Below are 10452 nucleotides of genomic sequence, written 5' to 3' on the forward strand. Positions count from 1 at the left end.
TTCTCGTTCGGAGTTAAGGCCTAGGGCGCGACCGAATATCGCGGCGAGGGGCCGGGGGAGCCGACGAGCAGGCTCGCGACGTCCGCGAGCGGCCGGGGCTGGGCAATCAGCTCCGCCCACGGAAACCGTTCGTGGGTTGCGAGCAGAAAGCTCAGCGCCGCAGTGAGGTGCCGCGGCTCGTAATTGTGCACGCCGAAGATCGACAGCTGCCGGCGAACGACTTGCTCGGGGTCGAGCGCGATGGCGCCGTTGGGCGCGACGGAACCGGCGAGGACAGCGACGCCCTGGCCGTCCAACGCGGTTAATCCGGCCTGCAAGGCCGCCGATGAGCCGGAGAACTCCAACAAGACGTCGCAGCTTCCCACGTCGTGTGTCGATGGCGCCTCGTCGGTTGCGCCGAATTGCCTTGCCAGCTGCCTTCTTTCGGTGCTGGGATCGATCGCCGTGACCGCCGATGCGCCGGCCGAGGCCGCAGCCGCGACAGCGCTGAGTCCGAGCATGCCGACCCCTACGACGCTAACCCGCTTGCCGGCCAGTGGCCCCGCGCGGTCGATCACCGCCATGACCGTCGCCGTCGCGCACGCGGCGGGGGCGGCGGCGGCGTCGCTGAGGTCGTCGTCGACGACCGCGATCGCCAAGTTGCTTGGCAGAAAGACATATTCGGCGTAGGAGCCGGACAACGCCCAGTCCGAGTCGAGCGCCTCGTGCCCGGCCTTGCGGACGGTGCGGCATTTGGCGGTGACCCCGGCGCGGCAGCGGTCACAGGTTCGGCAGGGCAGCGTGATCGACCAGATGACGCGTTGGCCGGGGTGTAGGTCATGGCCGTCGACGTCGCGCCTGCCTGCTTGTCCGACGGCAACGATCTCACCGACGGCCTCGTGGCCAAGGATCGACGGGCACGGTTGCACGCGACGGCCGCTGACGGTGTGCCGGTCGCTGCCGCACACGGTGGCCAGGCGCACCCGGACGAGCACGTCGGCCGGGCCCAGTGGCGGCACCGCCACGCGCTCGACGGTGATCCGGTCACCGCCGCGCCATACTGCGGCGGCGGTGGTGTCGATCCGCCGGTCGAGGGTTGCGCTGGTCATGGAGCGCTCATCGCCACCGGGAGCACGCCGAGCAGGCCGGGCAGGTCGGCCACCGACGGCAGCAGGTGGGTGTGCCGGTGGGCGCCGAGTTCGTCGGCGTCGCTGGCTCCCGAAAGGACGCCCACCACCATCGCGGCACCGGAGTTGGTCCCGGCTTCGAGGTCGCGGGGAGTGTCTCCGGCTACCAGGACGCGCGCCACATCGGTCACGCCCAGCCGTTCCATGGCCCGAAAGATCATGTAGGGCGCGGGGCGTCCGGCGGCCACATCGCTGCCGCAGACGACGGTGTCCGCCACCGCGTCGTCCATCCATCCCAGCGCCGACAGCAGCGATTCGACGATGACGCGGTCGAATCCCGTTGTCAGCGCGACCTTTACACCACGGTCGCGCAACGTGGACAGAGCGTCGACGGCCCCCGGCAGCGGGTGCGGCGGGTGTTCGGCGTAGGCGGCGCTGAGCCGGGCATGGAAATCGGTGACCACCACTTCCAGCTCCCCCGCGCTCGGGGGCGTGCCGGAGCGGGAGGTGAGCAGTTCGCGCAGCGCTTCGTGCTTCGAGGCGCCGTGCCAGCGGGCGATTTCGGCCTCCGACGGCGATGCCCCGTGCGCTCTCGCGGTCTCAGCGAGCACGCGGTAGACCTGCTGACCGTCGTCGATCGTGGTGCCCGCCATGTCCAGGACGACAACTTCGGGCGGGAGGATCGTCATGAGCTCGGCTCCTTAGGGATTGGCGTTGCGCGTCAGGGCGCAGCGCGCGTCCAGCGTGTTTTCGAGGGTGAAACTGACGAGTCCCGGCAGGTATCGGTCGTCGTGGTATTCGAGGATTTCGCCGTACGGGCTTCGCGTCGTTCGCTGCTGACGCAGCAACGGAACTCCCTCGGGCACACCGAGGTGCTGCGCGTCCAGCGCGTCGGCGGCCACCGCGTCGATCACATGGGATGCCCGGGCGAACTGCACGCCCTGCGAAAGTAGATACGCCCACAGGGATCCCGAATCGCAGTCGAAGTCGAACAGGCGCCGACCGACGTGCTCGACGAATACGGCGCGCTCGAGCATTGCGGGCTCGTCGTCTAGGTAGCGCAGCCGCAACACCTCGACGACCGGCGCATCGACGTCGACGTGTAGCACCGAGGCGGCGTGCTGGTCGGCCCGCCGCAGCGCCAACTCCAGGGTCCGCTGCCCGGGCGTACGGCCGATCGAGTGCGCCCACGCCGAATACGACAGCAGCGTGTCGAAGGGCTGTCCGGTCGCGGCGGAACAGACGACCGGCGGTTTGCCGCGCCCGCCGGCGATGACGCCCTCGGCGCGCAGGGTGGCCAGCGCTTGGCGCACCGGTCCGCGCGACGCGTTCCACTGTTCGCACAGCCGAGACTCCGAGGGCAGCGGGGCGCCCACGGCCAGTTCACCGAGGCGGATCTGTTCCCTCAGGCTGTCGGCGATGACCTCGTGCAGTGCGGTTGCCACGACTTGACTATACATGTGTGGCGAGGGCTCCGGCCGGGCTTTGCTTACGAATTAGCCTGTTGGTTAAGGGAGTATGAACATCTGCCGCCCAGAACATTCCGGTGTTGACAGCTGCTGAACCTCTATCGGAGGGTTCTTGTAATGACAAGTCGGCGCCCTTGGAATCGGAGCCTCAATGACTGACGTGGCCAGCAGCGAGAGCGTCGGGAAGTCCATCGACGACGCCCCACTCGGCGTCTTCCACTTCAAGGCAGCGGCGACGGCCGGGGCGGGATTCTTCACCGACTCCTATGACCTCAACGTCATCGGCTCGGTGACGCTGCTGGCCGCACCGCAGTTCCACCTCGGCAGCGGTCAGGTCTCGATGCTGACCAGCTCGACGCTTCTCGCGGTCGCGGTGGGCGCGATGGTGTTCGGCCGGCTCGGCGACCGCTTCGGCCGCCGGCGCGTGTACGGGCTCGAAGCCGTGCTGATGATCATCGGGGCCCTGGTGTCGGCGTTCGCCCCGAACTTCACGGTGTTGCTGGTCGGCCGGCTGATCCTCGGGGTGGGCATCGGCGGCGACTACCCGGCCAGCGGCGTCATCATGACCGAGTACGCCAACGCGCGAAACCGTGGCCAACTCGTCGGCATGACGTTCCTGTTCTATGTGTTCGGCCAGGTCTGCGCCTACCTGGTGAGCCTGCTGGTCCTCGCGGTCGGTGTCGACAACGACCTGGCCTGGCGACTGATCCTCGGGCTGGGTGTACTGCCGTCGATGCTGGTTCTCTACCAGCGTCGCCACATGCCGGAGTCGCCCCGTTGGACGGCCGAGCATGGCGACGAGCGTCGGGCGCGCCAGGACTTCGAGAAGTTCGCCGGAGCGGGCAATCAAACGTTCAGTGCGGCAACGGTTTCTAAGGTTCCGGTCGGTGGGCTGCGGTTGGCGTTGACGAACCGCAAGGTGCTCATCACCCTGCTGGGCACCGCCGGAAGCTGGTTCTTCTTCAACGTCGCGGTGTACGGCAACTCGGTGAGTCAGCCGCTGCTGATCAAGACCATCAGCCCGCACGGCTCCACGCTGTCCAACATCGCGCTGAACGCCGTGCTCGTCGTGTGCTTCAGCCTGGTCGGCGCCATCGCCGGGCTCTTCGTCCTCGACCGATGGCCGCGGCGTCGACTCCAAATCGCCGGCTTCGGGTTGTGTGCGTTGGCCATGCTGCTGATCACCGTGGTGCCCACCCTGAGCAGCGCCGTCCTGCCCTTCGGGATCGTGTTCGGTCTCTCGTTATTCGGCATCGCGTTCGGTCCGAACTACACCACCATGCTGCTGGCCGCCGAGTCCTACCCGACCGCCTTCCGCAGCAGCTTGCATGGCCTGTCGTCGGGTGTCGCCAAGGTCGGCGCATTCGGGGGAGCGCTTGTGGTGCCGCTCATCCTGTCTGCGGAGGGGTTGCGGGCGGTGACGCTGCTGGCGTTCGGCTGCTACATCGCGGCGATCGCGACGACACTCCTGCTGCCGGAACCCCGCGGCCGCGCGCTCGACGAGGTCAGCGAAGACCTGAAACTCACGACTGTTGCGACAGCCCCCGCGCGTCAACGCGCCGGAAGACTCGTTCAAGCGCAGTAACAAGCCACGCGAAGGTTGTCCATAACCGCACGTCAGCGCTACGGCACCTACACCATGCAAGACGCCGGCGCGGCCTAGGCGCGAGCCGACGTGGCTCCGCGTACAAGTCAGCCTCTGCGGGCGACGTCTTGGCTCAGGATCTGGGGCCAGGTCTCGACATCGGCCGGGCTGTGCGCCACGGTGAGCGTCGACCGCGGCATCAGTGCGGCAAGCGATTCCGCTGTCGCCATCGGATGCGCCGGGTCGCCGACCCAGGCCAGAATCGTCGTCGGCACATCGATTCGTGCGACCGCTTCGCGAGCGGGCAGGTCGCTGAGAGCCGCGCCTCGAAACAGTGATGGCAGCAGCGCGTCGGCCACATCGGGAACTGTTTCGGGCGCGCCGACCGTGGCTGGCGGCGGAGTCGCCCCACGCGCCGACGCGATGAATGCCCCGACTCCCTCGGTTTCGATCAATTCGGCCGCAGCCCGGTAGATCGCCGCCTGCGCGGGCCGGGTTTCCCACGCGGTGGCCGGCACCATGAGCGTGAGGCCGGCGAAGCGGTCCGGCTCGCGGGCAGCCGCGTGCAGCAGCGTGCCGGTACCCATGGAGGGGCCGACTCCGTGCACCCGTTCGCCGGGAAACCATTTGTCGAGCAGCTGCAGAAGATCCTCGGCAAGGCTTTCCCATCGGTAATCCTCCGGGACCTTGCGCCCAGTCGACTTGCCATGGCCGCGTGCGTCGTACCGCAGCAGTCGGGTCCCGCTGAGGCCCCTGCCGAGGTCGAGATTGAGCACCCGGTCACGCGCGCGGCTGGAGGTAAGTCCGTGCAGTTGAACCACCGGATGACCACCTTCGTCGCTCAGTTCAACCGCAAGCTCTGCTCCGGGAACCACGAAAGTGGACATCACGCAACTCTTCTCACGACCGGACGGCTCGCCCCGGAGCCGACCCCGCAGACCGAGCATTCAGGCTAACCGGGGCGTTAGGGTACCGCCATGCGGCTGACCAACGTGGCGCACCTGCGGCTACCCTTTGGACGACTCTGGGGCTATGACGTGTCGGTGTCTGACCTCGGCCGGCATCAGCTCCCGGTGTCGTTCGACCAGCGCATACACGTTGGTGCGGGCGCACGACCCGGCTCCTGGATGGCGCTGTCCATTCGGTTGCCGGCGGGGGTCAGCCGCCAATCGTTGGCCGATGCGTGGCTGGCTGTGATCGCCCGCCACGGCACCCTTCGAACGGCTTTCACACTCGGGGCGGACGGCGATCCGCAGCTGAATGAGATCGATATTCGCCCAGGCAAGTGGGTAGAGCATGAGATCACTCCGGGCCAGGCGGTCAACGACGCACTGCGAGTAGTTCTCAATGCGACGTGCTCGCCCTATCAGCGGCCCTCACATCGATTGTGTGTGCTGGAGACTGCCGCCGGATTGACGGTGGTGATCGCTGCCGACCACGCCCATGTGGACATGTGGTCGATGCTGGTGATTGCCCGGGACCTGTTGTCGATACTCGCCGACGCGCGGATCGGACGTACGTCGTCGCTGCAGCCGCCGCCGGCATTTGTCGTGCACACGCAAGCGCTGTTGGACCGTCCCGCGGCACCGGAAACCGTGCGCGCGCGATGGGCACAAATCATCAGCGACAGCGGCGGGGTGATGCCACGGTTTCCGCTGCCGTTGGGTGAGTCCGGGCCGCATCCGGAACGCGTTGAAGTGCGTGACGTGTTCGATGTCGATGACGGCGCCGCGTTCGTCGCGCAGGCACGCGACGACGGTGTCTCGACGCTGGCGCTCGCTGTGGTCGCCATGACTGCGGTGACCCGCGAGTTGGCCGGGGCGCCGCTGCGCGCGGTCTTCCCCGTGCACAGCCGATTTGAAGACAAGTGGCACGACTCGGTGGGCTGGTTCATCACCAATTCGGTCCTGGAGTCAGCGGTTGCCGAGCCGCACGCCGCGGCCGTCGCCGTCAAAGAAGCCGTGCAGCTTGGTTCCTGGCCACTGGCCGACGTACTGGCTCCGTGGGGTGGAATGCCCGTCGCGCCCGGCATGTTCGCGATTTCCTGGCTGGACCAAAGCAGACTTCCGGTGCGCATCGACTCGGTCGGACTCGACGCCCAGTATGTGAGCGCGAGCGTTGACACCGACGGCGTCATGCTCTGGTTCATCCAGGACGAGTCCGGGCTACATCTGCGATGCCGCTACCCGGATACCGCGGAGGCCCGAACCAACGTGGGGGCGTGGCTGGACCTGTTGGTGGCGCGCCTACAGGCACTGGCGCAGTCGTCGGTTCGAGGACTGCTGCGGGTAGCGGGCCGCACATATCGTGTGCAGCGCGCGACGCGCGAACACGTGGGGGTGATCGCCCAGCTGCTCTCCGACGACGAATTCGGTCAGGATCGGGAAGCCGCCGAACTCGAACGCTACGAGGCGGCCTACGACATCGTCGTTCGCGACCGATCGAACTATCTCGGAGTCGTCCTGAACGGTTCCGATATGGTCGTCGCGACTGTGCAATTGACGATCATTCCCGGCCTTTCCCGCGGCGGCGCCACCCGGCTGCAGATCGAGGGATTACGGGTCGCCAAAGCCGAACGCGCACAGGGTCTTGGTACTGCACTCGTCGAGTGGGCACACAACTACGGCCGAGCACACGGGGCACAGCTGGCGCAGGTGACCACAGACGAGGCTCGCGAAAGGGCTCGGGCGTTCTATCGCCGGCTCGGGTACCACGCCGCCCACGTCGGACTGAAATGCACCATCTGAGTCCGGTCTATCCGCGGTGAACGTTTCATTAGCCGGACTGACTAACGGAAAACATCGCCTGACCTGCGCGAATACTGGTGCCCCCGGCAGGATTCGAACCTGCGGCCTTCTGCTCCGGAGGCAGACGCTCTATCCCCTGAGCTACGGGGGCGCATGGAGACCATGATGCGCCAGTGGGCCCAGACAGACTAACGCATCGCGGTGACGGTCGTGACCCCGCCACAGTTCAAGCGCCGATCACGACGCCTTCGCCTGAGCACTCGGGCGCAGCGCGCCGGGCGATTGCCCGGTGTGTTTCTTCACCAGCCGGTGCAGCGTCGCCGGATCCGCCAATCCGACTGCGGCAGCGATCTCTTCAAGCGGCATGCGGGTGGTGCGCAATAGATGCAGCGAGCGCTCGAGGCGAACTCTCTGCACCAGCTGCAGCGGACTGAGTCCCACAGCGTTTCGCGTCCGGCGCGCCAGCGTTCGGGTGCTGAGGCCGCACAACCGGGCCAGCGAGTCGAGTGTGTGGGACTCGTCCAACCGCGACCGAACGAATCGCTCCAGGCTCGCGACCGTTTCGTCGCGGGCCGCCAAGTGCGAGGGGATGAGAAAGCTCGCCTGCGACGTGCGCTGATCGGCGACGAGCCGGTTCGCGAGTTCGTCGGTGAGCGCCGCGCCGCCGAGCTCGCGCATCAGCGCGAGCATCAGGTCGATGTGCGCGAACGCGCTGCCGGCCGTCCAGATCGACCCGTCGCGAACGACCATTTCATCGATGACGACACGGGCTGCCGGTGCGAGCCGGGCGAGGTCGGCCCCGAGCCACCACGTCGTGACGCAGCGCCGTTGATCGAGGAGTCCGGCGGTGGCAAGGACGAATACGGCAGTGCACGAGGCCGCGATTTGTGCGCCGCGGGCGCTCGCGCCGGCCAACCACTCGGCGGCGACCGCGACGTCGGCGCCGCTGAGCCGCTCGGCGATCTCCTCGGGCTGCGCGGCGCCCAACCCGGGAACGACGACGACATCTCGCGCCGTGGCGTGGGCGAGAGGTTCCGCGGCGGCCGCCAGGCCGCCGCGCAGGGCAACGTGGCGTTGCGGCGACACGAACCGAAGGTCGAACGCGGGCTTGTCGAGGATTCGGTTCGCCGCCGAGATCACGTCGATCGTCACGCCCACCGCGCTCGCGCTGGCGCCGTCGAGCACGAGGACGTCGAAACCAATCATTGGCGAATTATGCAAGAAAGCTGTCTGTCTCGCCACTGGCATGTGGGGCGCCGGCGGAGGAGATTACGACAGCAAGAACCCGCGAAAGGTAGCTGTCATGCCGTTAATGCACGTAACCCTGACGCCCGGCGCCTTCGACGACACCGGCAAGCAGCGCCTGGTAACGGGCCTCACCGAGGCGGCGTGCCGTGCTGAATCGGTGCCCGACCAGCCTCAGCACCGGATGCGGGCCCTGGTCCTGCTGCGCGAGCTCTCGGCCGGGTGCTTTTACTCCGCCGGCGCCTCGGCGGACGCCGCCGTCGCCGGCGTCTTCATTGATTGGCAGGTCAGCACCGGGGTCCTCGACGGGGCCCGCAAGGCGCAGTTCGCCGGCGAGCTCCAGCGGGTCGCCGCGGCGGCGGCCGGCGCCACTGGCGACAAGATGGTGGTCACGTCGTGCGTCATCCACGAGGTGCCCGAAGGCCAGTGGGCGCAGAACGGAGCGATCCGCCGACTGCCGGACATCGCGCCACTCGCGGGATTCGAGCACCTGACCACCGTCGCGTCCTGATGCCGATTCGTCCGGCAGACCAGTTGGCGCAAGCCATGATTGGCGAACCGAACTCGCGCTTCCGCCTGCCGACGCCGGCGCTGATCCTGGACGAGGCGGCGCTGGACGCCAACATCCGCCGAATGGCCGGGTGGGCTCGGGACAAGGTCGCATTGCGTCCGCACGCCAAAACGCACAAATGCGCCTGGATCGCCAGAAAGCAGATCGCAGCCGGCGCCGTAGGGATCTGCTGCGCCAAAATCGGGGAAGCCGAAGCGCTTTCGGCAGCCGGCGTGCGCGGCATTCTCCTGACGTCGCCGGTCGCCGATCCGGCGATGCCGAAGCGGCTGTGCGACGTGGCGGCGATCGACGCCGGATTCGCGTGTGTGGTGGATCATCGCGATCCGGTGACCGCGCTGAGCGAAGAAGCGCGCCGCCGCGGCATCGGAGTCAATGTCCTCATCGACGTCGATGTCGGGCTCGGCCGCACGGGCGTCTCCGGTCCCGAACAAGCGGTCGCGTTGGCGGAGCAGGTCCATCGGTGCGAGGGGCTGACGTTGGCCGGCGTTCAGGGCTACGGCGGTCATTGGCAGCACATCGCCGGCTTCCAAAAGCGTTGTGATGCCGTCCGTGTCGGCATGGAGCGGCTTTCACGCGCGGTCGACGCGATTCGAGCCGCCGGTTACCGGGTCGGCATCGTCACCGGCGGCGGCACCGGAACCGTCGCGGCGGACCTGGACTTGGGTGTCCTCAGCGAATTGCAACCGGGCTCGTATGTGTTCATGGACGCCCAGTACTCCGACGCACTGGCCGACGACGACGATGGGGCCTTCGAAACCAGCTTGTGGGTTTCGGGCCAAGTGGTGAGCGCCAACGCCGACGCCATCGTCACCGTCGACGCCGGTCTCAAGGCTTTCGCGACGGACGGCCCCATGCCTCGGCCGACGGGCGCGCGGTTCGGCGGCTCGACGTACATGTTTTTCGGTGACGAGCACGGTGCGCTCACCCGGCCCGCCGGCGCACCCGTCAGCCTCGGGGAACGCGTGGAGTTCGTCACCCCGCACTGCGACCCCACAGTTGATCGGTATGACGCCTACCACGTTGTCCACGGCGACCGGCTGGTGGGCATCGTGCCCATCGAGGCTGCTCGCGCCAGCCGATAGCACACTGCGTGGCCGGGGGCCGAACGAGCCGAGGCCCGGCTATGGTCGCGCTGCCACCTGCAATAGATTCGGGCCGGGGGGACCCTAGCCAATAGGATGGACGCTCGTGACCCCCGCTGACCTGGCTGAGCTGCTCAAAGCCACCGCTGCCGCGGTGCTTGCCGAGCGCGGGCTGGATGCTGCCGCGTTGCCGGCGACGGTCACCGTGGAACGGCCGCGTAACCCCGAGCACGGCGACTACGCCAGCAACCTGGCGCTGCAGCTGGGCAAGAAGGTGGGCGTCAACCCGCGCGAACTGGCCGGCTGGCTGGCCGAGGCGCTGGCGCGGGCCGACGGCATCGCCTCCGCGGAGGTGGCCGGGCCCGGCTTCATCAACATGCGCCTCGAGGCGTCGGCGCAGGCCAAGATCGTCAACGACGTCCTCGACGCCGGCGACGCCTTCGGGCATTCGGACGCACTGGCCGGGCAGAAGGTCAACCTGGAATTCGTCTCGGCCAACCCGACGGGGCCGATCCACATCGGCGGTACCCGCTGGGCCGCGGTCGGCGACGCGCTGGGCCGGTTGCTGTCCACCCAGGGCGCCGACGTGGTGCGCGAGTACTACTTCAACGACCACGGCGCCCAGATCGACCGGTTCGCCAACTCGC

At 67.9% G+C, this 10452-nt stretch carries 10 protein-coding genes and 1 tRNA gene; 5 read left to right on the plus strand and 6 right to left on the minus strand.

Annotation, left to right across the window (positions count from 1 at the left end):
* Positions 1-20: 20 nt before the first annotated feature.
* The 3 genes from A9X04_RS27780 to A9X04_RS27790 are packed head-to-tail and all read right to left on the minus strand — an operon-like array spanning position 21 to position 2551.
* The gene (locus A9X04_RS27780; RefSeq protein ID WP_067927936.1) at positions 21-1088 is read right to left on the minus strand and encodes a zinc-binding dehydrogenase; all 1068 of its coding nucleotides are present in this window, start codon (positions 1086-1088) and stop codon (positions 21-23) included.
* Complete coding sequence (locus A9X04_RS27785; protein WP_067927939.1) at positions 1085-1795, minus strand: phosphonatase-like hydrolase; 711 nt, start codon at positions 1793-1795, stop codon at positions 1085-1087. The genes A9X04_RS27780 and A9X04_RS27785 overlap by 4 nt, the downstream gene beginning before the upstream one ends.
* A 12-nt stretch (positions 1796-1807) precedes the next feature.
* Positions 1808-2551, minus strand: a complete 744-nt coding sequence (locus A9X04_RS27790; protein WP_082975302.1) for a GntR family transcriptional regulator — start codon at positions 2549-2551, stop codon at positions 1808-1810.
* Between the two features lie 175 nt (positions 2552-2726).
* Here A9X04_RS27790 and A9X04_RS27795 point away from each other — a divergent pair, with 175 nt between their 5' ends.
* Positions 2727-4160 (plus strand): MFS transporter, encoded by a 1434-nt coding sequence (locus A9X04_RS27795; protein WP_067927944.1) that lies wholly within the window; start codon positions 2727-2729, stop codon positions 4158-4160.
* Between the two features lie 107 nt (positions 4161-4267).
* Here A9X04_RS27795 and A9X04_RS27800 read toward each other — a convergent pair whose 3' ends face one another.
* Positions 4268-5047 carry an alpha/beta fold hydrolase gene (locus A9X04_RS27800; protein WP_067927947.1) on the minus strand — a complete coding sequence of 260 codons (780 nt, stop codon included), beginning with the start codon at positions 5045-5047 and terminating at the stop codon, positions 4268-4270.
* Between the two features lie 90 nt (positions 5048-5137).
* Between A9X04_RS27800 and A9X04_RS27805 the strand changes: the two genes are divergently transcribed.
* Positions 5138-6907, plus strand: a complete 1770-nt coding sequence (locus A9X04_RS27805) for a GNAT family N-acetyltransferase (protein ID WP_067927950.1) — start codon at positions 5138-5140, stop codon at positions 6905-6907.
* 75 nt (positions 6908-6982) lie between these two features.
* On the opposite strand, the gene A9X04_RS27810 is transcribed toward A9X04_RS27805, so the two are convergent.
* Both A9X04_RS27810 and A9X04_RS27815 read right to left on the minus strand, forming a co-directional pair.
* Positions 6983-7058 (minus strand) — tRNA-Arg (locus tag A9X04_RS27810).
* Positions 7059-7144: 86 nt separating this feature from the next.
* Positions 7145-8113 (minus strand): GlxA family transcriptional regulator, encoded by a 969-nt coding sequence (locus A9X04_RS27815; RefSeq protein WP_067927953.1) that lies wholly within the window; start codon positions 8111-8113, stop codon positions 7145-7147.
* A 97-nt stretch (positions 8114-8210) separates the two neighbouring features.
* Between A9X04_RS27815 and A9X04_RS27820 the strand changes: the two genes are divergently transcribed.
* The 3 genes from A9X04_RS27820 to argS form a co-directional block, all read left to right on the plus strand.
* The gene (locus A9X04_RS27820; RefSeq protein WP_067927956.1) at positions 8211-8663 is read left to right on the plus strand and encodes a hypothetical protein; all 453 of its coding nucleotides are present in this window, start codon (positions 8211-8213) and stop codon (positions 8661-8663) included.
* Between the two features lie 35 nt (positions 8664-8698).
* Positions 8699-9805 carry a DSD1 family PLP-dependent enzyme gene (locus tag A9X04_RS27825; RefSeq protein ID WP_156764567.1) on the plus strand — a complete coding sequence of 369 codons (1107 nt, stop codon included), beginning with the start codon at positions 8699-8701 and terminating at the stop codon, positions 9803-9805.
* A gap of 106 nt (positions 9806-9911) precedes the next feature.
* Positions 9912-10452, plus strand: a 541-nt coding sequence (gene argS, locus A9X04_RS27830) for an arginine--tRNA ligase (protein ID WP_082975300.1), incomplete at its 3' end; no start/stop codon positions are given.

The sequence above is a fragment of the Mycobacterium sp. E3247 genome (assembly GCF_001667785.1).
GTDB lineage: Bacteria > Actinomycetota > Actinomycetes > Mycobacteriales > Mycobacteriaceae > Mycobacterium.

Coding starts and splice junctions, on each gene's coding strand:
- A9X04_RS27780 (WP_067927936.1), bottom strand. CDS start 1,088: ATGACCAGCGCAACCCTCGACCGGCGGATCGACACCACCGCCGCCGCA.
- A9X04_RS27785 (WP_067927939.1), bottom strand. CDS start 1,795: ATGACGATCCTCCCGCCCGAAGTTGTCGTCCTGGACATGGCGGGCACC.
- A9X04_RS27795 (WP_067927944.1), top strand. CDS start 2,727: ATGACTGACGTGGCCAGCAGCGAGAGCGTCGGGAAGTCCATCGACGAC.
- A9X04_RS27800 (WP_067927947.1), bottom strand. CDS start 5,047: ATGTCCACTTTCGTGGTTCCCGGAGCAGAGCTTGCGGTTGAACTGAGC.
- A9X04_RS27805 (WP_067927950.1), top strand. CDS start 5,138: ATGCGGCTGACCAACGTGGCGCACCTGCGGCTACCCTTTGGACGACTC.
- A9X04_RS27815 (WP_067927953.1), bottom strand. CDS start 8,113: ATGATTGGTTTCGACGTCCTCGTGCTCGACGGCGCCAGCGCGAGCGCG.
- A9X04_RS27820 (WP_067927956.1), top strand. CDS start 8,211: ATGCCGTTAATGCACGTAACCCTGACGCCCGGCGCCTTCGACGACACC.
- A9X04_RS27825 (WP_156764567.1), top strand. CDS start 8,699: ATGATTGGCGAACCGAACTCGCGCTTCCGCCTGCCGACGCCGGCGCTG.